Annotated in this window: 16 protein-coding genes; 8 read left to right on the forward strand and 8 right to left on the reverse strand. The window is 68.7% G+C overall.

The window, feature by feature from the left end; translation table 11 throughout:
* Positions 1 to 62: 62 nt before the first annotated feature.
* From FJV41_RS00570 to FJV41_RS53415, 3 genes are all read right to left on the reverse strand, one after another.
* Positions 63 to 2,492 carry an ABC transporter permease gene (locus FJV41_RS00570; protein WP_141640392.1) on the reverse strand — a complete coding sequence of 810 codons (2,430 nt, stop codon included), beginning with the start codon at positions 2,490 to 2,492 and terminating at the stop codon, positions 63 to 65.
* Positions 2,493 to 2,642: 150 nt separating this feature from the next.
* Entirely contained in the window at positions 2,643 to 4,328 is a 1,686-nt protein-coding gene (locus FJV41_RS00575; RefSeq protein WP_141640477.1) for a metallophosphoesterase, read from the reverse strand.
* 157 nt (positions 4,329 to 4,485) lie between these two features.
* Positions 4,486 to 5,106: a cupin domain-containing protein gene (locus FJV41_RS53415; RefSeq protein ID WP_246136918.1), complete on the reverse strand. Its 621-nt coding sequence runs from the start codon at positions 5,104 to 5,106 to the stop codon at positions 4,486 to 4,488.
* Between the two features lie 98 nt (positions 5,107 to 5,204).
* On the opposite strand from FJV41_RS53415, the gene FJV41_RS00585 reads away from it, so the two are divergent.
* Both FJV41_RS00585 and FJV41_RS00590 read left to right on the forward strand, forming a co-directional pair.
* A complete protein-coding gene (locus tag FJV41_RS00585; protein WP_174453825.1) occupies positions 5,205 to 5,666 on the forward strand; it encodes an acyl-CoA thioesterase in 462 nt (153 codons plus the stop codon).
* A gap of 55 nt (positions 5,667 to 5,721) precedes the next feature.
* On the forward strand, positions 5,722 to 6,492 hold the full coding sequence (locus FJV41_RS00590) for a class I SAM-dependent methyltransferase (RefSeq protein ID WP_141640394.1): 771 nt from the start codon (positions 5,722 to 5,724) through the stop codon (positions 6,490 to 6,492).
* 3 nt (positions 6,493 to 6,495) lie between these two features.
* Here FJV41_RS00590 and FJV41_RS00595 read toward each other — a convergent pair whose 3' ends face one another.
* The gene (locus FJV41_RS00595; protein WP_181790301.1) at positions 6,496 to 7,758 is read right to left on the reverse strand and encodes a hypothetical protein; all 1,263 of its coding nucleotides are present in this window, start codon (positions 7,756 to 7,758) and stop codon (positions 6,496 to 6,498) included.
* Between the two features lie 262 nt (positions 7,759 to 8,020).
* Between FJV41_RS00595 and FJV41_RS00600 the strand changes: the two genes are divergently transcribed.
* The 3 genes from FJV41_RS00600 (at position 8,021) to FJV41_RS00610 (ending at position 10,009) form a co-directional block, all read left to right on the forward strand.
* A complete protein-coding gene (locus tag FJV41_RS00600; protein ID WP_141640396.1) occupies positions 8,021 to 8,497 on the forward strand; it encodes a hypothetical protein in 477 nt (158 codons plus the stop codon).
* 198 nt (positions 8,498 to 8,695) lie between these two features.
* A complete protein-coding gene (locus FJV41_RS00605; protein ID WP_141640397.1) occupies positions 8,696 to 9,103 on the forward strand; it encodes an Mpo1-like protein in 408 nt (135 codons plus the stop codon).
* Positions 9,104 to 9,286: 183 nt separating this feature from the next.
* Complete coding sequence (locus tag FJV41_RS00610) at positions 9,287 to 10,009, forward strand: YebC/PmpR family DNA-binding transcriptional regulator (protein WP_141640398.1); 723 nt, start codon at positions 9,287 to 9,289, stop codon at positions 10,007 to 10,009.
* A 74-nt stretch (positions 10,010 to 10,083) separates the two neighbouring features.
* Here FJV41_RS00610 and FJV41_RS54505 read toward each other — a convergent pair whose 3' ends face one another.
* The 3 genes from FJV41_RS54505 to FJV41_RS00625 form a co-directional block, all read right to left on the reverse strand.
* Complete coding sequence (locus FJV41_RS54505) at positions 10,084 to 10,560, reverse strand: hypothetical protein (protein ID WP_141640399.1); 477 nt, start codon at positions 10,558 to 10,560, stop codon at positions 10,084 to 10,086.
* Positions 10,561 to 10,978: 418 nt separating this feature from the next.
* Complete coding sequence (locus tag FJV41_RS00620; RefSeq protein ID WP_141640400.1) at positions 10,979 to 15,352, reverse strand: galactose-binding domain-containing protein; 4,374 nt, start codon at positions 15,350 to 15,352, stop codon at positions 10,979 to 10,981.
* A gap of 380 nt (positions 15,353 to 15,732) precedes the next feature.
* A complete protein-coding gene (locus tag FJV41_RS00625) occupies positions 15,733 to 19,110 on the reverse strand; it encodes a peptidoglycan-binding protein (RefSeq protein ID WP_141640401.1) in 3,378 nt (1,125 codons plus the stop codon).
* 161 nt (positions 19,111 to 19,271) lie between these two features.
* Here FJV41_RS00625 and sitA6 point away from each other — a divergent pair, with 161 nt between their 5' ends.
* Both sitA6 and sitI6 read left to right on the forward strand, forming a co-directional pair.
* Positions 19,272 to 19,943: a SitA6 family polymorphic toxin lipoprotein gene (sitA6, locus tag FJV41_RS00630; RefSeq protein WP_141640478.1), complete on the forward strand. Its 672-nt coding sequence runs from the start codon at positions 19,272 to 19,274 to the stop codon at positions 19,941 to 19,943.
* A 4-nt stretch (positions 19,944 to 19,947) separates the two neighbouring features.
* Positions 19,948 to 20,667: a SitI6 family double-CXXCG motif immunity protein gene (sitI6, locus tag FJV41_RS00635; protein ID WP_141640402.1), complete on the forward strand. Its 720-nt coding sequence runs from the start codon at positions 19,948 to 19,950 to the stop codon at positions 20,665 to 20,667.
* Positions 20,668 to 20,758: 91 nt separating this feature from the next.
* Here sitI6 and msrA read toward each other — a convergent pair whose 3' ends face one another.
* Positions 20,759 to 21,415, reverse strand: coding sequence for a peptide-methionine (S)-S-oxide reductase MsrA (gene msrA / locus FJV41_RS00640; RefSeq protein WP_141640403.1), 657 nt, complete (start codon positions 21,413 to 21,415; stop codon positions 20,759 to 20,761).
* A gap of 136 nt (positions 21,416 to 21,551) precedes the next feature.
* Between msrA and FJV41_RS00645 the strand changes: the two genes are divergently transcribed.
* Entirely contained in the window at positions 21,552 to 23,159 is a 1,608-nt protein-coding gene (locus FJV41_RS00645) for a Sapep family Mn(2+)-dependent dipeptidase (protein ID WP_141640404.1), read from the forward strand.
* The last annotated feature ends 3 nt before the right edge of the window (positions 23,160 to 23,162 follow it).

Below are 23,162 nucleotides of genomic sequence, written 5' to 3' on the forward strand. Positions count from 1 at the left end.
GCTCGGCGCGGGGTCCACCTCGGCCCGCGGGGTGGAGAGCCTCGAGCCGTCAGGTCAGCGCCTCAGTCCGCGGACATCGCCACGCCGGGCGACACCTTCGAGGCCCGGCGCGCGGGCAGCCAACTGGCCAGCGCCACCACGGTGAGCAGGAGCACCGGCACCGCCAGGAAGGTCAGCGGGTCCGTCGCGCTCACGTCGTACAGCATGCCCTCCAGCACCTGGGACATCGCCAGCGCCAACAGCAATCCCACGCCCAGGCCCACCGCGCACATCCGCAGCGCCTGCCTCATCACCAGCCGCACCACGTCCGCCGGCATCGCTCCCAGCGCCAGCCGGATGCCCAGCTCCCGCCGGCGCTGCGCCACGCTGTACGCCATCAACCCGTAGATACCCAGCGACGCCAGCGCCACCGCCGACACCGCGAAGGCCAGGAGCAACACGCGCTGGAAGTTCCGGTCCGCCACCGAGCGCTCCAGGTTCGCCTCCAGCGTCGTGGGCTTGCGCATCGACAACTGCGAGTCGAGCTGCGCCATCTCCGCCTTCACCGCCGCCGCCACGCTCTCCATCGGCAGGCGGCTGCGCACCATCAGCGTCGTCCCCGGCCACGGAGTCTGCCCCAGCGGCGCGTAGAGCTCCGGCTCCGCCGGACTGTCCAGCGCCCGCCCTCGCACGTCTCCCACCACCCCCACCACCTCGCGCTCCACCTTGTCGCCGTAACCAATCATGACCCGCTTGCCGAGCACCTCCTCCCCAGGGAAGAAGCGCCGCGCGAAGGACTCGTTCACCACCACCACCGGCGGCGACGTCAACGTGTCCTGAGTCGTGAAGTCCCGGCCCCGCTTCAGCTGAATCCCCAGCGTCGCGAAGGCCCCGTCGCTCATCGCCCGGTAGCTGGTGTCCTGCTGCTCGCCCGGTGCCGTGGGCCGACCTGGGATATCCAACGTCAGGCTGATGCCTCCACCCGTCACCACGCCCGGCGTGACATGCGCCGCCGCCTCCACTCCCGCCTGCGCGCGCACCCGCTCCAGCAAGCGCGCGTAGAAGGTCGCCATCGTCTCGCCCGTGTAGCGCGCCGCCGGGAGGTTGTACCGCATCAGCGTCACGTTCTCGGACCGATAGCCCGGGTCCACCGCCGCCAGTCGCTGCGCGCTGCGCACCAACAACCCCGCCCCCACCAGCAACACCAACGCGAGCGCCACCTGCGTGGACACCAGCACGGCGCGCCAGCGCAACGCGGACTTGCTGGCGCTCGTGCCACGTGTGCTCTGGAGCAGACCGCCGAGGCTCGCCTTCACCGCCGTGCCCAGCGGCGCCAACCCGCACAACAACGCCACCGCGAGCACCAACCCCGCCGTATACACGAGCGCCAGTCCGTCCACGCTCACCGTCTGCACCTGCTGCACGGACTCGGGCAGGAGCGCGCTCAGCGCATCCGTGCCCCAGGTTCCCAACAGCAATCCCAACACTCCGCCCGTGACGGCCAGCAACGAGCCCTCCGCCAACAACTGCCGCGCCAACGCGAGCCGACCCGCTCCCAGCGCCGTGCGCACCGCGAACTCCTGCTGCCGAGCCAGCGCGCGCGCCAGCAGCAACTGCGCCACGTTGACGCAGGCGATGAGCAGCAACAACGACACCGCACCCAGAAGCAGCAGCGCGGGACGGCGCGTGTCCTGGGACAGCCGCGCCTGCAAGCCCATCACCGTCGCGCTCGTGCGCTGGTTGGAGTCCGGATACGCCTGCGTCAGCGCCGCCATCACCGAGCGAGCCTCCGCGTTAGCCTGCTCCACCGTCGCTCCGGGCGCCAGCCGCGCCATGCCCACGAGCAGGTGCGTGCCTCGGCTGTCCCAGTTGTCACGGATGAAGTCCTGCGAGGCCAGCGAGGCCCAGAGCCCCAGCGGCTCGCTGGCGCCCTCCCTCGGAAAGTCGAACCCCTGCGGCATCACCCCGACGACCTGGTAGGCGTTTCCCTCCATCTCCACCATGCGCTCCAGGACGCGCGGGTCCGCCCCGAAGCGGCGCTTCCACAGCCCGTGCGAAATCACCACCGCGCGTGCGCCGTTGGGCAGGAACTCCTCGTCGATGAGCACCCGACCGAGCAGGGGCTTCACCCCCGCCACGCGGAAGAAGTCCTCCGACACCGCCGCGGCCTCCACCCGCTCGGGCTCCAGATTCGGCCCGGTGAGCGTGACGCCATTGACGTCGAAGGCCACGAAGCCGTCGAAGGACTTCACCTTCTGCCGCAGGTCCTCCGCGTCCAGCCGCGACAGGCCCGTGTTCCGGTCCGTCCGCTGCGTGTCCTGCCCCCACACCGACAGCAGCTTGTCCGCTCCAGGGAGGGGAAGCGGGCGCAGCAGGAGCGCGCTCACCACGCTGAAGAGCATGGTGTTCGCGCCGATGCCGAGCGCCAGCGCCAGCACCGTCGCCAGCGTGAAGCCGGGGCTGCGACGCAGTGAGCGGGCGCCGTGGCGCAGGTCCTGGATGAAAGAGGGCATGCCCCACCTCAAAGCCATTCGCGTGCCAACCCGACGCCCCGACTCAAGGGCGCGAAGTGACGACGTGCGTCGTCAGGGGAGCCTCGTCCACTGTGCGCTTGTGGGACGGCCGCGTTCGGAGGTGGCACGTCCGCCTCCAGGGAAAACGACCTAGACGCGCAGGGGTGGTTCGATGAGCGCGGGCGGCGTGGCCTTCGAGTCATCCGGCTCGTACGCGGGCGCATGGGGACCCGCGTGGACCTGCTTCCACTTGCGAGGCACCCGCTCGATTCCCACCGGGTACACCAGGAGGTGCCCCGCTTCGTTGATGTGCAGGCGCAGGAAGTTCTTCCAGTCCGGCAGCGCCAGCGAGATGAACGCCTCGTTCGAGTGCGCCCCGAAGACGTTGACGCTCAGCCACAGGTAGAGCCCCATGACGAAGGGGCCGACCAGGAAGCCGCCCAGGAACGTCAGCCCCGAGGACATCAGGAACTTGCCCGCCAGGTGTGCCCAGCCCGCCGTGCAGTTGAGTCCGTCCGGCGTCAGCTCCGGACAGATGCCCAGCCCGCTCACCGCGATGTACGTCCCACCCCAGGCCACGAAGAAGGCCGCGAGGATGTGCCCCAGTCCGTGCAGCGTGCCCGCCAACCACCGCCACTTCCCGAACGCCGCGTCGGCCAGCCCGATGAGCCCGCCGATGGTGCCCAGCCCCAGCACCATCGTCCAGGGACGGCTCACCATGCTGTTGGCCACCGCCATCACGACGTCGCCGAGCTGAGCGACGCCCAGCGAGCCCACCTCCGCGTACGCGGCCAGCGCGAGCAGCAGATACAGCGCCCCGGTCATCAAGCCGAACAGCGGGCTGTAGCGGATGAGGAACAGGTTCTTTCGCGCGAGCTTCCGCGAGGTGCGCTCGTCCGGGAAGCTCTTCTCCAGCTTGTACCCGTCGCGCAGCACGTGCGCCTTGGGCGCGTGCGTGGGGTGCAGGAACGCACCGCCTCCGCCCGCCGTGATTTTCTGCCGGCCCGCGGCATCCTCGTGGCGCCGGTAGTGGTGCAGGTCTCCCGCGAGGAAGACGCTGATGCGCCGGCCGAGCACCTTCTCCTGGAGGTACTCCAGGTTGTTCTCCAGGTAGCTGCCCTTGCGTCGCTGCGTGGCCGCGAGAATCCACGCCGGCTCCGCGTTGCAGAGGATGACGCGGTCCTCCGGGCCCATGCTCTCCGCCACCTGCCGGAAGTACTCCACCTGCGGCACGTCGATGTCGCTGTTGAGCTGCACGTCCGTGCCGATGAGCCACCAGCGGTGCGGCAGCTTCAGCGCGAAGTAGCTGCGGCTCTGCCGCGTGCGCCGTCCGGCAATCCACCGGTTCGCGCAGAACAGCCGCATGAAGGAAGACAGGCCGTCATACCAGTCGTGGTTGCCCGGGATGACGAACAGGTCTGGATTGGGCGCGACCGAGCGACGCATGGCCGCTTCGTAGGGCTGTATCAGCCGCTCCTCGTAGGTCTCACGGCTGGCGCCGGGGTAGACGCCGTCGCCGCCAGAGACGAGCACGCGTCCACGCTTCGTGTCGTATTCACCCGCCCTGGGTTGTCCTCGCACGGTCAGCTTCAGCTCCGGCAGGGCCAGCAGTCGCGCCACCGTGTACGTGGAGTCCCAGCCGTCTCCCGTGTCCGCGACGTAGTCGAGCCAGAAGTCGCCGTCGGGCAGCGTCTCCTGCGAGTAGTCGAAGTAGGGCTCCTGCGGACGCACCACCGCTTCGATGAGGCGATGGTCCGCGCGCGCGCCGAACACGGCCGCCACGAGTGCATCCAGGCCCGTGCGCAACAGCTGGGCCGGGTGCAGCCAGCGCACCATGCCCGCGTGCCGCCGAGGCTTCGTCGCCGTGCCGCTGTCGGAGATGAGCGCGGCTTCGTTTCTCGACTCCACCAGGTGAGGACGCTCACCCGTCGTCACCTTCGCGGACTGTGTCGCGGGTGCCTCGCCGTCCTTGCGCGCCGCCGCCCCGTCCCGCTCACTTGCCATGGGGGATGTTCTCCCTCGGGCCCTGGGTGAAGCGCTGCTCGGGCCCGGGGCCGGCGTAGACCTGCACGGCCTTGAAGGGCGCGCCTGGAGAGACGACGCGTGCCGAGTGCTTCGCTCCCGCGGGGATGTAGACCGCGTCGCCCTTGCTCACGCGCATCGTCTGCCCCGACACCGTCATGTCCGCGTCGCCTTCCTCGATGTAGAGAATCTCGACGCTCGTGTCGTGCGTGTGTTCGGGGACCTCGCCTCCGGGCTGGAGCTCCAGCAGCGTCAGCGAGGCGGCGGTGGCGCCCGTGCCCTCGTTGAGGAACAGCGTCGCGCGGCCCTTGCCTCCCGCGATGATGTGACGCGGGGCCTCGGCGGTGGTGACGCGGTGTCGCATGGGCTTCGTGCCCGGCGCGGCGGTGGGGTTCGAGGCGTGAGCGCTTCGCGTGTCGGCGGGTGGCGTGGGCTTCGCGCCTGGCGCGGCGGTGGCTCGCGATGTGTCGACAGTCGGACGGGGCGAGCTCACACCGGGCGATGTCTGGGGCGCGGGCTCGCCGGCCCAGGTTGGAGTGGCGATACCGAGCCCCATGAGGGCCAGCGCGGAGATCTGGAGTCGTGGACTCATCGTGTAGCTGGATTATCACGGCCACGGCCCCTGACTGGAGAGCAGGCAGGCGGTGTTCTTCGTTCCCTCATGGCCTCGACTGGGGCACCCTGCCCGACATGGCGGACCTCACCTCCCAGGACTTCCCCGTTGCCGTCCCCTTCACCCTGCACTGGAGTGAGATGGACGCGTTCGGCCACGCCAACAACGCCCGGACCTTCACGTGGTTCGAGTCCGCCCGCATCTCCTACCTGGTGCGCATCGGAATGACGGGTCCGTCGGGCACGGGAGAGACCCGGGCCCCGGGCGGCGTGGGCCCCATCCTCAAGGCCACCCAGGCCGAATACGTGCGCCCCGTCGTCTTCCCGGCGCGCCTCGTGGCCTGCGCGCGCGTCTCCCGCATCGGCACGACGTCCGTCACGCTGGAGCACGCCGTGTTCGGCGAGGAGGACGGTGTGCTCTACACGAAGGGCACCGCCGTCATCGTCACCCTGAACTACGTCACCAACGACACCGTCCCCGTGCCCGCGCACCTGCGCGCCGCCATCGAGGCCGTGGAGGGACGGTCCTTCGGGACATGAGACCTCCGGAGCGACTCACTCCAAGACGGGACTTGTGCTCACGGAGCCCGTGCGCATGAGTGACTCCGTGCTCGGGTTCTACGAGGGGCTGGCGGAGGAGTACCACCTGCTCTTCGTCAACTGGGCGCAGTCGGTGGAGCGGCAGGGCGCCGCGCTGGATGCGCTGCTGCGTCGCTGTGGCGAGCCTCCCCCTCGGCGCGTGCTGGACTGCGCGTGCGGCATCGGCACCCAGGCCCTGGGGCTCGCGGGCCGAGGCTACGTCGTCCACGCCACGGACTTGAGCCCCGCCGCCGTGGCTCGCGCCGAGCGCGAAGCGCGCGCCATGGGCATCACGCTGACCACGGGCGTCGCGGACATGCGGCATCTGGACACGCAGGTGTCAGGCACCTTCCACCTGGTGCTCGCCTTCGACAACGCCGTGCCGCACCTGCTCACCGACGAGGACCTGGATGCCGCGGCGCACGCGATGGCCTCCAAGCTGAAACCGGGCGGCATGCTGGCGCTGAGCGTGCGCGACTACGACTTGTTGATGGCGCAGCAGCCGCGCTTCACCTCGGAGCGTGTGCTGGATGCACCCGAGGGTCGTCGGATTCTGTTTCAGGTCTGGGACTGGGCCGCCGACGGCCGCACGTACAAGGTGCACCAGTTCATCCTTCGTCCCGAGGGCGCGGGCTGGCAGGCGACGGAGCACACCGGCGTCTACCGGGCCCTCCAGCGCGTGGAGGTGGAGCGCGCGCTGACCCGGGCGGGGCTGATGGATACACGCTGGTACTCGCCCGAGGAGACCGGCTTCCACCAGCCCATCCTCACCGCGCGCAGGCCGTGAGGCTCAGCCGCCGCCGCGCTTCACGTCCGCCGGAGCATTGGGGTGGCGCGTGAGCAACATGCGCAACTGAGGCTGGCGGCGCACCGCCTCCTGTTTCAACAGGTGCGCGATGAGGGGCGGTGGCGCCGCGCTCCAGCGGGCGATGTTCTGGATGAGCATCGGTGAGCGATACGTGCGCCCGCACAAGAGCGACGCCGTCTTGCCGTCCACGGACATGCCGATGAGCGACGCGAGCGCTCGGCCTTCCGTGTTGAGGATGAGCTCCACCTTCTCCTCGGCGGGGCCGGTGGTGAAGCGTTGACGGAGGACCTCGCGTGAAGAGCGCCGCGTGCCTTCCGGCACGTCGCGGTCGATGGTCACCTTGTACAGCTCCATCAGTCGCCGCGAGCTCCACAGGCGCCGGAAGAGTCCGGAGGGGAGCTGTGGATTGCGCACCAGCCACCGGCGCACGCCCGTGTCCGCGGTGAAGGCCGCGCGGCCACAGAGCGCCTCCAGTCCCACGGGGTTGCGGTGGTTGCGCGCGATGAGCCGCGCATGCGCGAGCCCCACGCGAGAGTTCTCCAGCACCGCCTTGACGACGGAAGGCAGCGGGTCGAAGCACAGCGCGGACAGCTCCGGGTCTTCACACGCGCGAGCCAGCGCCACGCGTTGGTCCTCCGTTTGCGGATGCAACCGCGTCTCGAAGAGCTGGCGGAAGTTGCCCAGCGCGACTTCAGGCACGTCCTCCGTGTCCTCTTCCGGAGCCTCGCCGTCATGGGCTCCGGACTCCGAGGAGTCGGGCTCCTCCGCCTCCTGGGGCAGCAGGTCGAGCATCGGCAGTTCCTCGTCCGGCGACGAGGCTTCCGTGGCGGGTGCGGCGAGCGGCTCGTAGCCCGGGCTCACCGTGGAGGGCGAGGCGGTGCGCGGTGCGGGCGCCGAGCCACCGACAGGGGAGGGGGCCGTGACAACAGGGCCTCCTGTGGCTGCTCCGCCTGGGGGCATCGTGGCCAGGGGCCTCGCGGTGCTGGGGAAGGGCGGCGTGGGGCTCGTGGCGGAGGAACTCCTCGCGGCGGGCGCTGGTTGCTGCGCGGCGGGGAGCAGCGCGCCTTGCGACACCAGGCGCGTGAGGATGCCCTGGAGTCGCTCGGGAGGCAGGCCGGTGAGGGCGGGCAGATTCCGCGCGGCGGTCGCTCCATCCAGCCGCGAGAGCACGAAGCCTTCTTCCGCGCTGAGCACCAGGGAGCGCAGGTCCACCTGGGGGTTCGGCTTGGGAATCCAATCCGTCATCAGCTCCGAGTCTCCCACGACCCGTGTACGAGGTGGAGAGGGCCCGTCTCGCGATGCATGACGAGCGGAAAACTGTGAAGCGACGGCATGCGCCAGGGGCGACGAGGGGCGCGAGAAGCCGTCCCAAGAGGCCGCGAGCCCTCATGCCAGAGGTGCTGGTTTTCCTGCTTTTTCTAGTGCTGTCCCTGGCGCTAGAACTTCAGGAGAACGCCCGGACGTCCACGGCGGCACCCTCTGGTGGGCGGGGCACCAGGAGCACGACATGTCGAGATTCGCGGGAGTGCTGTTCGTCGCCGTCATCGCCATCTGTCCGTTGCGGGCACGGGCCCAGCAATGTCCCGAGGTGGCGGGGGCCACCATGTCCACCACGCTGGCGCTCTTCAAGACGATTCAAGAGGACCGGGCGAAGGTGTGCGCCGTCGTCGGTGAGAAGCCGCTCCCGGAGCGCTTCCTGAAGGAGGCGTCGGCCTGCTTCGACAAGCACCTGATGCCGTGTGCCCAGTCGACGGTGAAGGGGTTCCTGCCGCTCCTCGACAAGTGCATCCAGGGCCAGAACCTCTTCAGCGACACGGGCATGTGCTCGCGCTGGGACGCGGCGATGACGTGCATGGATACGGAGATCCGCGACAGGAGCAGCTCCGCCACGATGGCGATGATGAAGCACCTGGGCCTGGTCCAGAGCAAGACCCAGAAGTTCGAGGCGTGCTTCCGCGCCGCCGCGAAGAAGGTGAAGAAGTAGCCCCGGGCTCGAAGTCTGGAGCACTCGGGGTCCGGTCGTCCCCGGCGGGGGAGGGGGCCCACCTGTCGGGAAATACGCACCAGGGGGCCGCTTGCCCGCTCGCTGGCCATGCCCTCGGGGGCCGGCGAGGGCCCTGATTTCACGCTCCGACCTGGAGCGGGTTGACGGGATGCCCCTGCCTGGACACAACTTCACTCCATGCCCAAGCCCCTCCAGACCTATGGCGAGTTCTGGCCGTTCTACTTGCGCGAGCACTCACTGCCCGTGACTCGACGGTTCCACTTCGTGGGCACCAGTCTGGGACTGGCCACGGGCGTGGCGGCCATCGTCACCGGACGCGGGGCCCTGGTGCCGGCCGCCCTGGTCGCCGCCTACGGCTTCGCGTGGTTCAGCCACTTCTTCATCGAGCGCAACAAGCCCGCGAGCTTCAAGTACCCGCTCTGGTCCTTCATCTCCGACTTCCGGATGGCGGGGCTGATGGCGGTGGGGCAGCTCGACGCCCACATGGAGCGGGCCTTCGCCAACGGCGAGCAGGGGACGGGGGCCAACAGCCTCACGCCCGCGCAGCAGGCGCAGCCCCAGGCTCCCGCGCAGCAGGCGCGCTGAGTCATTCGCAGGGCCCTTGGGAGGGGACTGGCGCGGTGGCCTGGAGGTCGCCGCCCGCCCGTTTCGTGGACCGAGCGCCGGGTAGGCCGCCGCCCCGCACACGAAGCGCGGGCGCCCCACCCGAGTTGCGCTAGATTGGCCGCACCGCTTCAACGCCCCCCTACCAAAGAGTCGCATCGACCCATGGGACGCATTTTCGAGACGCGCAAGGCCACGATGATGGCCCGCTGGAACAAGATGGCGAAGGTGTTCACGCGGATCAGCAAGGACATCGCCATCTCGGTGAAGTCCGGTGGGCCCAATCCGGACACGAACTCCACGCTGCGCCGGGTCCTCCAGAATGCCCGTGCGGCCAACATGCCGAAGGACAAGGTCGAGGCCGCCATCAAGCGCGCCAGCGGCCAGACGGCGACGCAGTACGAAATCGTCCTCTACGAGGGCTACGCGCCCCACGGCATCGCGCTGCTGGTGGAGACGGCCACGGACAACGTCGTGCGCACCGTGGCGAACGTGCGCATGCGCTTCAACAAGTACTCCGGGAACATGGGCAACGCGGGCAGCGTCGCGTTCATGTTCAAGCGGATGGGCGTCTTCCGTCTCAATCCGGAGGGGCTCAACCATGACGAACTGGAGCTGGAGCTCATCGACCACGGCCTCCAGGAGTTGGGCGAGGGCACGGGAGAGAAGGGCGAGAAGCAGCTCATCATCCGGTGTGACTTCTCCGACTTCGGCAAGCTGCAGACGGCGATTGAAGCCAAGGGCCTGACGCCCATCTCCGCCGACTCCGAGTACATCGCGGAGAACCTCATCGAGCTGCCCGAGGACAAGGCCAACGAGGTCCTCGAGTTGGTGGACTCGCTGGAGCAGGACGACGACGTGCAGCGCGTCTTCCACAACCTGGGTTGAGTGGGCCGTGGGCCCGGGATGGAGTGGGCGCTCGTCACGAGCGTCCCCGTCTCCGGGCCTGTGTTGTTCTTCCCTTACTTCACGTCGTAGACCTTGCGCAGCGGGGCTCCGTCGCGGTGCAGGTCCACCTCCAGCCTGCGGGCGGTCTTCAAGAGCGCGTAGGTCTCCAGCGCCTTCTCCGGCGTGTCGAGCGAGATTCCATTGACGCGCTGGATGACATCGCCGTTCTGGAAGCCCAGCTTGTCGTAGAGCGAGCCTTCGCGGATGGAGAAGAGCTTGAAGCCCTGCGCCTTGCCATCCTTGAAGGCAGGGACGATGCGGGCCTGCATCGCCATCTCCGAGTGCCGGGGCTGCAACGTGTCGACGAGCGGGTCCTTGCTGGTGATTTCGTAGGCGTTCTCGCCGACGCTCCGGATGTCCACGCTCGAATCGGAATCGTCGAGCGGGGGCTTGGTGAAGAGATGGAACGTGCGCGCGGCGACCAGTGCTCCCGCGAGGATGAGCGCGCCAGAGAGGAACCCCGCGTACCGCCAGAAGACTTTGTGCTTCATCGTGTCCTGCCTCCTCCCCCGTGAAGGGTGAAGGAGACAAGAGCAAGCTCGGTGCCAGGGAGGTGCGCGTGTCTGTCTTCACTCGGGGCCGCGTCGCGCCGGGGCGGGCCCGCGTTGTCTTGCGGGCCTGGCGAAGACCCCTCCTGTCACGCGTCGCGGATTCACGGGTGACAGGGTGTCGTGACAGGTTGTCACGCGACGCGATGGGGACAGCGTGGCGTCGGTTGTACGACTGTTGACCGGGTGCTGCCGTGTCACATGCATCCGGAAGAAGCGCGGCTCGGAGAACCGGGCGCTCGCCATGAGCGAGCCCGTGCTGCTTCGTTGTGAGTATTGGCACCAGGGCTTGCCCCGACACGCGAAGGGAAGACGGCCGGGAGGTCAGCCGCCGTCTTCCCCTCGTCCCGGTGCGGGCCGACTACTTGGTGAAGGTGATGGGGCCGCTGGAGAGCGTGGTGTTGTTCGCTCCGTCGACCGCCCGCACCCGCCACGTGTGGCTGCCCGCCGCGAGGCCCGTCAGCGTCGTCTGCTCGGTCCCCACGCCGTACACCTCGAACTCCCACAGCGAGTACCCATAGCCCGTGGCGCGCTGGATGCCTCGCATGCGCACGTAACGGCCCACGCCGCTCAGGTTGAGCAGGTCATCCTGACCGCCGTTGCCGTTGGCCTCGGTGTACACGGTCCTCCACGTCGTGCCGTCCACGGAGGCCTCGATGGCGTACTGCTTGCCGTACGCCGCCTCCCAGAACAGGTTCACCCGCTTGATGGAATACACGCCGCCCAGGTCCACGGTGATGGACTCCGTGTCGGGGCTGGCCACGTCGGTTCGGCTGGACCAGCGCGTGGCGGTGACGTTGCCGTCCACCGCGTCGTTGGGGCTGCCGAACTCCGAGGACGTCGCGGAGACGTTCTTCGCCAGCGCCAGGTTCGTCGACGTGCCCACGTAGGCCTTCGGCGTCACGTCCGGCGTGCGGTCCGTGCCGTCCACCACGAGCACGTACCTGGACACGCCCGCGCCCACGTCCGTCGTCTGCTCCCAGATGAACGTCGTCGACGCACCCGGCACCGCCGCGCCCGCCGCGGGCACAAGCGCCGCGAAGGCCGCTGGAGGCGCCGTGTCGTTCAACGTGAAGGTCGCCGTGGCGGACTGCGTGACACCGCCCGCCCAGTTGTAGGCCCTCACGAACCACGTATGCGCGCCGTTGCCCAGCGCGGCGTTGATGACGGGCGCGGAGTTCGTGCGCGTCGTCGCGACAGGGAAGGGGCTGCCGTCCAGGAACACCTCGTAGCGGTGGATGCCCGTCTGAGGGTCGCTGCTCGCCGTCCACGTGAAGTTCGGCCGTGTGGTGATGGTGGAGCCCGGTGCCGGTGTCTGCAACGTGAACGCCGTGGGCGGCGTCGCATCCGTCAGCCCGAAGCCCTGGATGCCCGCGCCGTACTGGAACAGCGGGTTGCCGTAGATGGGCAGGATGGGTAGGCCCTGGGCAATCCGAGACTTGATGGCCGCCCGCTCGGCGGCGGTGGCACCCAAGTCGAACGGGATGTCCCACTGCTCCAACTGGTTGTTCTCCACGTCGGTGCCCACCTGGTCCATGCCCCTGGGCAACTGCCACGGCAATTTGCCGCGCGGGAACACGTCGCCGAAGAGGATGTCCGCCACGGCCGGGCCTCCCGAGTCTCCAGGCCGGTACGCCACCAGGAGCGCGTTGGTCTGCGGGACGACGTTCGTCAGCACGTACGGACGCGGCAGGATGAGCACCGTCGTCGTGGGGATGTTGCGCGCGCGGAAGCCGGTGATGAGGCCGTACTGGTTGCCCCACTTGGCATCATGCGCCGGGCCAATCGGGTCTCCGGGCAGGTAGGGCTTCTCCTTGTCCCACTCGGTGCCGTGGGTGAAGTAGCTCTCGCCCACCACGACGATGGCCGCGTTGGGCGTGACTCCCGCCGGAGCGTTGTCCTTGTAGACGGTGATGCCGGCCGCCTCGGCGCGCTGTTTGATGGCCTGGTAGATGGTCAGGTCCCCGAACTCCGTGCCGTGGAAGTCCGAGCGCCACGTCACCATGCAGGGGCCCGCATCCGCGCAAGGCCCCGCCACGACGATGCTCGAGCCCGCGCCCAGCCGCAGCGGCAGCGCGCCGTCGTTCTTCAAGAGCGTCATCGCGTTCTGCGCCGCGCGCCGCACCAGCGCCTTGTGGTCCGCCGTGTGCCACTCGGACGTGCCCGCGAGGCCCCTGCGGTACGGGTCCTCGAAGATGCCCAGGCGGAACTTCAGGTCCAGAATCCGGCGCACGGAGTCGTTGATGCGGGCGATGGGCACCGCCGTCTCGAAGTCGCCCATCTGCGCGGGGTTCGCCCCGCCCATGACGTCCGAGCCCGCCGTCGCCGAGCGCGTCCACGCACCCGACGGCAGCCAGTCCGAGCAGATGACGCCCTGGTACCCGAGATTCACACGCAGGTAGTTGAGGATGCCCACGCTGTCACCGGCGCCGTAGCCCTCCGGGCCCAACAGCCAGCTGCCCGCGTAGCCGGGCATGATGCCGCTGGTGCCCGCCTCCAGCGCCGCGTGCCACGGACGCATGTGGTAGTGGATGGTGGTGCCGTCATAGGTGATTCCGGCCTCGCCGCCCGCGCCCTGGCCGGGCCAGTGCTTGGTGGTCACCCAGATGGAGTGCGGGTTCACCTCGGGACCGCCCTGCAGGCCCGCGATGAGCGCGCGGGTGAGACCCGCCGACAGGTCCGCGTCCTCGCCGTTGCCCTCCTGGATGCGCGGATAGAGGACCTTGGTGCCCACCTCCGCCAGCGGCGACAGGGTGCCTCGGCTGCCCACCGCGAGCTGCTCGCGGCGTTGCATGTCACCCAGCTCGTAGACGGTGTCCAAATCGCGAGAGGCAGCCAGCGCTGGCTGCGTGGGCCAACTCGTCTTGTAGCCGTGGATGGAGTCTCCCGCGTCGACGTTCGGGATTCCCAGCCGCGTGCCCGCGGAGGCGCGCTGGAAGCTGACGATGTCCTCCGGACTCAGCGGGCCCATGGTGAAGCCCGCCTCGGGGAAGGTCTTGGCCTCGTAGAACATCTGCAGCGCCTTCTCGCGCGTCGTCATCCGCGCCATCAAGTCGTTGACGCGGGTGGCGATGGGGTTGTGCCAGTCCTCGTACGGGTCGATGACGCCGTTCTTGTTCAAGTCGCGCATGCCGTTGATGAGCGCGACGCCGTCCGCCGCCGTCTCGACGACCGGCAGGTACACGCTGAACTGGCGCAAGTCCGAGCGACTGGTGGCGCCGCTGGCCTGCGTGGCCACGACGTACCACTTGTACGTCCAGCGGTCCGGCAGGTCCTGCGTCAGGGTGAACGACGTGCCCGTCGTCGTGGTCATCAGCGTGTAGCGGTCCAGCAGGCTGCCGGCGGCCATCCAGTCGTAGTCGACGCGGCTGATGTTCAGATACAGCTTGTAGTTGGCCGCGCCCGCGACGGCGGCCCACTGGAACGTGGGGCGGCGCGTGTTCGTCACCATGGCGTTGTTGGCCGGAGCGACGACGGCGAACGCACCCGCGATGGCGGGAGGCGCGGGTGCCTGGTACGGGTCCGGGATGATGGTGCGGTCTCTTCCGTCCGGAGGCCCGCCCGTGGTGAAGATTTCGACCTTCCACTCCGCGCCCTGCACCGCGAGCGAGGTGACGCTCTGCCCGCGCAGCACCGTGCCGGTGGACGTCGTCACCGCCAGCCGGATGTCCGTGTTGGGCGCGGTGGGCGAGAACTGATTCTTGGAGAGCGTAATCGTCGTGTTGGGAGCGAAGGTCAGCTCGTAGGTGAAGGGCCCGGGCGGGTTGCGCACCGACGGCGTGGTGTTGCCTTCCTCCGGCGTGGGCGTGACGCTGATGGGCGCGGGCGAGACATTGATTTTCGCGTACGCCAGCTCCGGGAACATCAGCTTGATGGTCTGGTTCGTCGTCTGCGGCGGCGGCTCCTGCGGTCCGTCACCGGGCGCGTAGACCTCGAAGTCCCAGAGGGAGATGCCGTAGCCGGTGCCTCGGGTGATGCCGCGCACGCGCACGTAGCGGGCGGAGCCGGACACGGTGACTTCGCGTCGGCCCGGCGCGCCGTCGGTGATGTTCGTCGCGAGCGGTGACCAGGTGCTGTCATTCGTCGAGCCTTCAATCGCGTACGTCGACGGATAGGCGCCCTCCCAGTTCAGCACCACCTTGCCGAGCGTCCTCGCCGAGCCCAGGTCCACGCGAATCCACTGGCCGTCCAGCGGGTCCGAGGACCAGCGCGTCGTCGTGTTGCCGTCCACCGCATAACCCGGCGTGAGGTGGGCCGCGTTGCCCTCCACCGTCGACGCCGTGGCGGGACGGTTCTTCGCCAGGTCGCCCGTGGCGGCCGTGCCGCTGTAGACGGCGAACTCCCACAGCGAATAGCCGTAGTCCACCGCGCCGCGCACCGTGCCGAGGATTCGCACGTAGCGGCCCGTGCCTGACACCGTCAGGTCATCCGTCCCGCCGTCGCCGTCGGTGATGGTGCGGATGTCCGTCCAGTTCGCCGCGTCCGGGGACGTCTGCACCTTGTAACCGATGGCGTACGCCGTCTCCCACGTCAGCACCACGCGGCTGATGGTGGTGCTCGCTCCCAGGTCGACGTAGATCCACTCGTTCGCTGTGAAGAGGCTGCCCCACCGCGTTCCTCCATCTCCATCCACCGCGTAGTTGCCCGTGATTCCCTCCTGTGCCGATGACGTCACCGTCGGTCGGTTGAGAGCGAGATTCCCGGCCTGGGCGTTCGCGTCCGCGCCGAACGCCATCACACCCACTGCTACCGCTGTCGCACACACCCGCGTCAGCAGACTCCTGACACGGTGCGTGGCCTGCACAAAAGGGGTTGGTAATCGCATGGGGACGAAAAGCGGGCCGCTGGAGAAAGTAGGGGAGGGGGTGAGCCAGCGCATACCGAGACGGTTCTGCGTCCGAGCGGTCCTTTCCTTTCAACCCACGATTCTATTTCTTCGGACGGCAAAGAAAGTCAAACCAGGACCCGCTAACGCGGCAAGTCGCGAAAGGCGTGACGGTGCTCCGCGTTGAAGTTTCATCAGGTTACGCGGGTGCCGCGTTGCGTTGTCGACAAGGGCGTCGGGTGCGGGCGCGCGGCGAGTGTTGTCGCGCGCCCACTTCGACCGATGCGGGTTCAGCGCGTCTCGTTCTGCTTTGCCCACGCGGCGACTTCGGGAGTGCGTGACTCCACCCAGGCGCGGAACTCATGGGCCTGGGAGAGGTACACCTCGCCGCCGCCCGCGCCACTGGAGGGCGGGTGTCCGAAGAAGCGCGTGTGCACCTCGCGGGCGAGGGTGCCCACGTCGACGCCGTGGGCCTTCGCGAGCCGCTCGAGGAACTCCTGGAAGCGCGCGCCGTCTATCTTCATGGCGTCGGCGGCCTGCACCAGGCTGTCCAGGTGGGTGGCGCTCTGCCCCAGCGACGGGTGGTCCGCGATGAGCTTCTGCACCTGCTCCGGCGACATGGCCAGGTCCTGGCACAGCCGTTGGTCGAGCAGCTCCGGCCCCAGCGTGATGAGGTTGCGCGCGAGCGTGGCGTCCATGCCGCTGGCGGTGAGCAGCTTCACCTGCTCCTCGCGGGTGCGCTCCTTCTCCGGGTCCAGGTACCTGGCGCCGAGTCCTCCGAGGAACAGGGCCGCGCCGAGCACCTGGAAGCCCGGTGCCCAGCTGAAGAGCGCCGCTCCCGCCATCAACGCGCCGCCCAGGGCCTGGGCTCCGGACGCGCTGGCCTTCCAGCCGTCGCCCTCGCGCAGGTACTGGAAGCTCTGCAACGCGTCTCCCGCCGCGCCCAGCACCGCGCCGATGGCGGACGCCTTGCCGAGCGCCGCGACGGTAGATGCCGCCGTCGCCGTCTTGCCGAGCACACCGGCGAGGAACACTCCGCCGTCCGCGGTGAAGCTGAGGCCGTCGCCGACAATCTTGAGCTTCGCGGCGAGGTCCGCCTGACTCCAGTTGCTGGCGTCTCCGGCGAACGCCGTACCGACGACGAGCAACCCCAGCCCGCGCAGCGCCTGTCCCCGAGGAGAGTTCGCGCTGTAGGGCAGGCCCGTCTCCTGTTCCGTCAGGAGGGCGTTCAGGGACTGCGTCGTCTTGCGCACGTCCGCTTCGGAGGTGCCTGGCTTGATGGTCCGCAGCAGGCGGACGTAGGCCTTCATGTCGTCCGGCTTCATGCCGAACACATCCGAGCAGCGCGCGAGCCCGTCGAAGATTTTCTGGGCGGTGCCCGGGGACTTGCCGCCGGCCGCGAGCAGGGCGCCGGTGCCCGCGCTCTTCACGAGCGCGAGGGCGAGCTTCTCGTCGAAGTCCTTGCCGTCCTTCAGCTTGCCCACGACGTCGAGGAAGAGCGGTGCGTCCTCCGCCTTGGCCGCGAGCTGTCCGGCGAGGTAGCTGGCTCCGCCCTGGGTCTCCGCCATGCGGGGCAGCTCGCGAGCGAGCGCGGCGACACGCGGGTCATCCGCGCCTTGAGGCACGCCGTCCGGCGCGGCGGTGGCGAGCAGCTTGCCCAGCCGCTCGAACTCCGCGAGGTCCTTCTGGATGCCGGCCTGCCCGACATAGGTGGAGATGAAGTCCTTCTGCTGCTGGGGCGTGAGGATGGCGGAGGGGCCGCCGAGCAGCGCGGTGAGCTTCTTCTGGTGCAGCTCCGCCTTCTCCGCGGCCATGGCGAAGTCGCCGCGCACGCCGTCGATGGCGCTCCACAGCGTGCGGTGAAGCGCCGCCTGGTCCTTGCCGTAGGTGGGCGCGGTGCTGCCCGGCGCAATCACTTCCCTCCGATTCAGCGAGCGCTCGATGTCGAACGCGAGTCGAGTGCCGAGCCCGAAGTTGACGGCGGTGCGCACCGCGCTCGTCATCGACATGTTCACGAGGCCCGGAGGCGCGTCGCGCGTGAAGGCCTTGCCCACCATTCCCGCGGCGGGGTCCTTCAAGAGCTCCGTGGCGCGCGTCAGGGAGTAGAACGTCTGGTGCTCGATGCGGCTCTCCTGGTCCGCGAGCTTCTTGAGCACCTCCGGATTGTCCAGGTCGGGCTGGCGCAGCGGCGGACGGGGGTGGAGCTGGCGATTCGTCTCCGGAGACACGCCGGCGAAGAGCTGGCCCATCTTCGCCAGGGACGGCTCGGCGGCGTGGACGAACGCCTCCTGGTAGACGGGGTCCGGGTTGCTGGCGATGAACTGCTCGAACTGACGCGCGCCCTGCTCCAGGCTGTTCTTGAGCGTGCCCTCCAGCGCCTTCGCGTCTTGCGCCGCGCGCGTCTTCACGTCCGTGCCGGCGGAGACGCTGACGATGCCCACGCCCGACTTCGGAGTGGTGAGCTCGGGCTCAGGGACAGGGAGTCCCTGGGCGGCCTCGTCGAGCCTGCCCGCGATGGAGTTGCCAACGCTCGTGCCCGCGCTGGAGCCCGCGTTGGCGGCTGGACTCGTGGCTCGCGAGGCGCCCTCCAGCGCGGTGAAGGACGGCTGTCCCCGAGTGGGGGAGAAGAAGACGCCGAGCTGCTCGCGCGTCATCGCCACGGGGCCACCGGTGTGCAGTGGGTCCGCGACGAGGTACTTGCCGTCGGATGTCTTGCCGAGGATGGCGTTGAGATGGCCGATGTCTCCGGAGCCCATGCGCTCGGGGAACTGGTCGCGCCACTTCGCGTTCGTCTGGCCATTCGCGATGACAGGGTTTCCCGCCGCGAGCTGCTGGTCCAGTGTCTCCCAGCCCTGGCCGTAGCGAGAGCCGAGGCCCGCGGCCTTGATGCCATCACCCACCATGGTGCCGCCCGTCAGCTCGCGGTCCCTGTCCAACTGCGGCACGCGCGTGCCGTCGGACGCCTTCACGTGGGTGAACTCGCTCTCGCGACGTGGGCTCATCAGCGCGCGGGCGTAGTCCACCTGTTGCTCCTTGGAGAGTCCGGGGGGCATGTGGCCCGTGTACGCCAGGGACATCGCGAGGCTCGCGGGCCCGCAGTTGGTGCTGCCGCGCGGACCGGTCGGGTTGTACTCGGAGGTGAACTGGGTGATGAACGCGGCCTCGGCGGACATGGCTGGCCGCCGTGAGCCGCCCTGGGTCGTGAGGGCCTGGGTGAGTGCCTCGCGTGTCCCCGCCGCGTACTGGCCGGTGGCCGTCACGTCGTGTTCTGTCTGGAAGCGCTCCAGTGCCGCCGCCGTCTTCGGGCCGAACTGGCCCGGCCCCGTGGCGACCTGCTCCTCGGTGAGATAGCCCAGCGTCACCAGTGCGTCTTGCAGCGCCTTCACCTCGGGGCCGGAGTCGCCGCGCTTCAGGTCCTTCAGCGGAAGCGGGACGGGGGGTTCCTCTTCTTCGGGAGGAGGTGGAGGCGGTGGTGGCTGGAGCCGCTCGCGGTGGACGGCGCCGCCGTCACCGTCCTCGAAGCGGGAGGTCGAGTCGAAGCCTTCCGTGCCGGAAGTGTCTTCCTGCTCGACGACGTGGTTCTGAGACGATGTCTCGTTCCGGGCTGTTTCAGTCGCGCCTTCGGATGAGATGGTTTGAGTCGGACGTGATGAGCCGTCGACACGCATGGTGTGTTGCTCCCCCTCTGATATCCAACGCACCTACGGCTCAGCGGCGGCTCGATTGCGTGGCCGTGGGCGTGACTGCTCGGTGGAGTTCGTGGGGTGGGGGTGACCCGGTTTCGTTGTGGTTTCGATCCAGTCAGAGCGGAGCAGTATGTTTGCTGATTATGCGAACTATTCATGCTTTGAGGATTGTGTTGTTCGCCGTGTCCTGGTTGGGCTGTTCCACCGTCACCAGGCCCCCCATACAGCAGGCATGGGAAGAGGCCGAGGTGGAGTGCGACGACCCTCGGGAAGACCAGTGCGTCACCCTCCTGTGTCTGGATGACGGCTGTGGCTTCTACCGCTGCGAGGACACACCAGGGGAGATTGAGTTAGCGCTCTTCCCGCCTTCGAGGCCGCCCGCAGCTGCTGCTGCGCCGGGTAGCGGCCCTCGGAGGAACTGGGGCGGCGCGCAGAACCTCCCGCGTGGCGCTGTCATGACGTTCCCCCACTGGAACGGCGCTCCGACGAAAGTCATCCCTCCGTCGCGACAGCTCACGCCCGGACGCTGGGAGAAGCACCACATCTTCCCGCAGGAGCCGGAACTCAAAGAGTGGTTTGCGCGCCAGGGCGTCAAAATCCACGACTACACCATGCCCATTCCGCGTGACCTCCATTACCGAATTCACAACGTGGGGGGACGAGGTGGGCAGTGGAATCAAGCCTGGCGCGAATTCAAGGCGGACAACCCGTTGGCCGCACCTGTCGAGATCTACAAGCACGCGGGGGAACTCATTCACCGTTTCCAGCTCATCGGCGGCCCCATCCAGCCGTACTATTCCCGGCCCGGAGCGTGAGCCTATGAGTCGATTTTTCTGGATGCGGGAAGACAGGGCGGTCGCAGACAAGTACGGCGGCGAGGCCCACGGCTCACACAAGTGGGGGTTGCCCGGCGCGAGTTGCTCCGCTTGCGGCGTTACCTGGAGCGGGGCCGGGCACTACTTTCCATCCGTTGACCTGTCGCAACTGCCAGAGCACCGCGAGTTCGAGAAGGCCCGACCCGAGCCTTTCCCAGAGTTTGTGCGCCTGCGCGAGTTGGTGCGACCTCTGGTGGATCCGGATTCGCAACTGCCACCCGGTACAGGCTTTGGCCCGTTGGTTGGAACCGCCTTCGGAAAGTTCCCCGCCTTTGCCTGGATCATCGACGTACTACTTGTTCACGGAGAGGCGATGGAGCGTCTCCAGGCGGAGGAGCTACGCGGCATCCATGCTTGCCCGACAGCCCTGCGGTTCCGCCAGAAGAGTCCACCAGAGCTGTTGGAGCTTCAGGTACAGCCCCGTGGGCGCCTGCACCCAGATTGCGTCCCTCTGGACGTGCCTCCGCCGTGCCCGACATGCGGGCGACATGCATTCAGGAGGCCCGACGAGCCCATCCTGGACGCGGCATCTCTTCCCTCGGAGCTGGACCTGTTCCGGGTGGGAAACTTCGCCACGATGGTCATCGGCACGGAGCGCTTCGTGGACGCCGTGCGCCGCCTGGAACTGGACGGCATCACGTTCCGCGAGCTGCCGACGCGATAGGGCGGCGCGGGAGCTGTGCGAGTCCGAGGCGGACGGCGGCGACGGGAGGCACCCAAGGTGCCTCCCGGTGACTCCTGTCACGGACTTCGGCTCAGGCGCTGACGCCCACGCCGATGGGGCAGCTCACGCCGGTGCCGCCCAGGCCGCAGTACCCACCGGGGTTCTTCTCCAGGTACTGCTGATGGTAATCCTCGGCGAAGTAGTACTCGGGCGCCGGGATGATTTCGGTGGTGATGGTGTCCAGGCCCTTCGCGGTGAGCGCCTTCTGGTAGGCGTCCCGACTGGCCTCGGCGGTGCGCTTCTGGGACTCGCTGGTGGTGTAGATGCCGGAGCGGTACTGCGTGCCCTCGTCGTTGCCCTGCCGCATGCCCTGCGTCGGGTTGTGGCTCTCCCAGAAGACTCGCAGCAACTGCTCGTAGCTGAGCTTCTTCGGGTCGAACACCACGCGGACCACCTCGTTGTGGCCCGTCATGCCGCTGCACACCTCGCGGTAGGTGGGGTTGGGCGTCAGGCCCCCCGCGTAGCCCACGGACGTGCTGTACACGCCGGGCGTCTGCCAGAACTTGCGCTCGGCGCCCCAGAAGCAGCCCAGGCCGAAGATGGCGACCTCGTGGCCCTCCGGAACAGGCCCCTTCAGCGGGGTGCCCAGCACCTCGTGCTTGGGGGGAACGGACATCTCCTCCGTACGGCCCGGCAGCGCCTCCGCCGGGGACGGCATCCGCAGCTTCTTGGTGGAGTTGAAGAACATGCCCTAGGAATAGCCTCCCGCCCGTCTGGTTTCACCCCTAGAAGGAGCAGGCGGCCAATCAGGCGGTGTTGGGGCCACAGGCCCTCCTCCACCAAGGTAGGCCGACCTGCCCCGCTGAAATAGGGTCTCCCACCGAATGCGCCTCCCCACCGCCACGGCCTTGTTGTGTCTCGTCCCTTCCCTCGCGCTCGCGGGTGCGGATTCCCGCTGCCGCGCCAGCCGCTTCTCCGCGCAGGAAATGAAGGGCGCCTCCGCCCAGCAGCGCCATGCCGCGTATGTGCAAGCATGTGCGCTCGACGAGGTGGTGGAGCTGACGAAGCAGCTGGTGCGCTTCAAGACGGTCAGCAGCGAGGCGCCTCCCGCGAAGAGCCCCGACATCGCCGCCATGGGCCGCTTCCTCCAGAAATGGGCCAAGGCCCATGGAATGGCGTACCGCGTCGTGGGCGACAACGACGTGTTCGAGATTGCCTGGGGCGAGGGCGCGCCGACGCTGGGCCTTGTCTTCCACGGTGACGTCGTCCCCGCCCCCGTGCATGAGTGGAAGCGCCCGCCCTTCGAACCCTATGTCCAGGAGGGCCGCCTGTTCGGCCGGGGCGTGGAGGACGACAAGGGGCCGCTCGCGTCGGCGCTGGTGGCGCTCGACCACGCGCGAAGGCTCGGGCTCAAGCCCCAGGGCAAGGTGCTCGTCATCGTCGGCAACGGCGAGGAGAGCGACTGGAACGGCATGGCGAAGTACGCGGCCACCGAGCCCAAGCCCACGCACGTCATCTCCGTGGACTCGGGCTACCCCGTCGTCGCCGCGCAGTCCGGCTTCGTCGCGTGGAACCTCGTCGCGCCCATGGGGCCGGCTCTGAAGTCCTCCAAGGTCGCGCTGCGGCCGGTGGACGTGAAGGCCGGCGAGTTCCTCACGCAGGTGCCCGGCACGGCCACGCTGAAGCTTTTGCCCGGTGATGAGGGCTCGCTCTCCGTCGCCCTGGAGACCGTCCGGAGCGCCGTCACCGAGGAGCAGCGGGTGCGCCCCGGGCTGAAGGCAGACGTGAAGGAGGAGGGTGGGGCGGTGGTGCTCACCGTCCACGGCAAGGCGGTGCATGCCTCCATCGCCGACGAGGGAAACAACGCGCTGTGGGGCCTGTCCGGTGTCGCGGCGAGGCTGCTCATGGAGGACAACGGCATCGCCGCCATGCTGCGCGTCCTGGCCACGCGCTTCGACCGCGACCACCACGGTGAGAAGCTGGGTCTCGTGTACTCGGACGGCGGGCTGATGGGGACGCTCATCGTCTCGCCCACCGTGCTGCGCGTGGCGGATGGCAAGGTGAGCCTGGGCGTCAACATGCGCCGTCCCCAGGGGAAGGATGCGGCGGCGTTCAATGCCTCGCTGGACCACGCCGCGGAGCGCGTGGGCCAGGACTCCGGAGGCCGCGTGAAGGAGGGTGGCGGACGCTACGTGGGAGACGCGCACGTGGCCGACACGTCTGGGCCGCTCGTCACCACGCTGCTGGACATCTACAAGCGTCACAAGAACGTCCCGGACGCGAAGGCGACGTCCGTGCGCGGCGGCACCTACGCGCGGCTGTTCCCCAAGGCGGTGGACTTCGGCCCTGGCTTCCCGGGCGAGGAGTACACCGGCCACGCGCCCGACGAGTCCATCTCGCTGGAGAGCCTGGACCTGGGCACGCGCATGCTCGCGGAGGCCATCCACACGCTGGCCCTCACGCCCGCGCCCGTCTCCGCGAAGGAGAAGTAAGGG

This window comes from Myxococcus llanfairpwllgwyngyllgogerychwyrndrobwllllantysiliogogogochensis (assembly GCF_006636215.1).
Classification (GTDB): Bacteria; Myxococcota; Myxococcia; order Myxococcales; family Myxococcaceae; genus Myxococcus; species Myxococcus llanfairpwllgwyngyllgogerychwyrndrobwllllantysiliogogogochensis.

Bases quoted from the DNA above. Each gene is read 5' to 3' on its own strand.
- FJV41_RS00570 (WP_141640392.1), bottom strand. From the start codon at position 2,492: ATGCCCTCTTTCATCCAGGACCTGCGCCACGGCGCCCGCTCACTGCGT.
- FJV41_RS00575 (WP_141640477.1), bottom strand. From the start codon at position 4,328: ATGGTGCGCTGGCTGCACCCGGCCCAGCTGTTGCGCACGGGCCTGGAT.
- FJV41_RS53415 (WP_246136918.1), bottom strand. From the start codon at position 5,106: ATGAGTCCACGACTCCAGATCTCCGCGCTGGCCCTCATGGGGCTCGGT.
- FJV41_RS00585 (WP_174453825.1), top strand. From the start codon at position 5,205: ATGGCGGACCTCACCTCCCAGGACTTCCCCGTTGCCGTCCCCTTCACC.
- FJV41_RS00590 (WP_141640394.1), top strand. From the start codon at position 5,722: ATGAGTGACTCCGTGCTCGGGTTCTACGAGGGGCTGGCGGAGGAGTAC.
- FJV41_RS00595 (WP_181790301.1), bottom strand. From the start codon at position 7,758: ATGACGGATTGGATTCCCAAGCCGAACCCCCAGGTGGACCTGCGCTCC.
- FJV41_RS00600 (WP_141640396.1), top strand. From the start codon at position 8,021: ATGTCGAGATTCGCGGGAGTGCTGTTCGTCGCCGTCATCGCCATCTGT.
- FJV41_RS00605 (WP_141640397.1), top strand. From the start codon at position 8,696: ATGCCCAAGCCCCTCCAGACCTATGGCGAGTTCTGGCCGTTCTACTTG.
- FJV41_RS00610 (WP_141640398.1), top strand. From the start codon at position 9,287: ATGGGACGCATTTTCGAGACGCGCAAGGCCACGATGATGGCCCGCTGG.
- FJV41_RS54505 (WP_141640399.1), bottom strand. From the start codon at position 10,560: ATGAAGCACAAAGTCTTCTGGCGGTACGCGGGGTTCCTCTCTGGCGCG.
- FJV41_RS00620 (WP_141640400.1), bottom strand. From the start codon at position 15,352: ATGGCGTTCGGCGCGGACGCGAACGCCCAGGCCGGGAATCTCGCTCTC.
- FJV41_RS00625 (WP_141640401.1), bottom strand. From the start codon at position 19,110: ATGCGTGTCGACGGCTCATCACGTCCGACTCAAACCATCTCATCCGAA.
- sitA6 (WP_141640478.1), top strand. From the start codon at position 19,272: ATGCGAACTATTCATGCTTTGAGGATTGTGTTGTTCGCCGTGTCCTGG.
- sitI6 (WP_141640402.1), top strand. From the start codon at position 19,948: ATGAGTCGATTTTTCTGGATGCGGGAAGACAGGGCGGTCGCAGACAAG.
- msrA (WP_141640403.1), bottom strand. From the start codon at position 21,415: ATGTTCTTCAACTCCACCAAGAAGCTGCGGATGCCGTCCCCGGCGGAG.
- FJV41_RS00645 (WP_141640404.1), top strand. From the start codon at position 21,552: ATGCGCCTCCCCACCGCCACGGCCTTGTTGTGTCTCGTCCCTTCCCTC.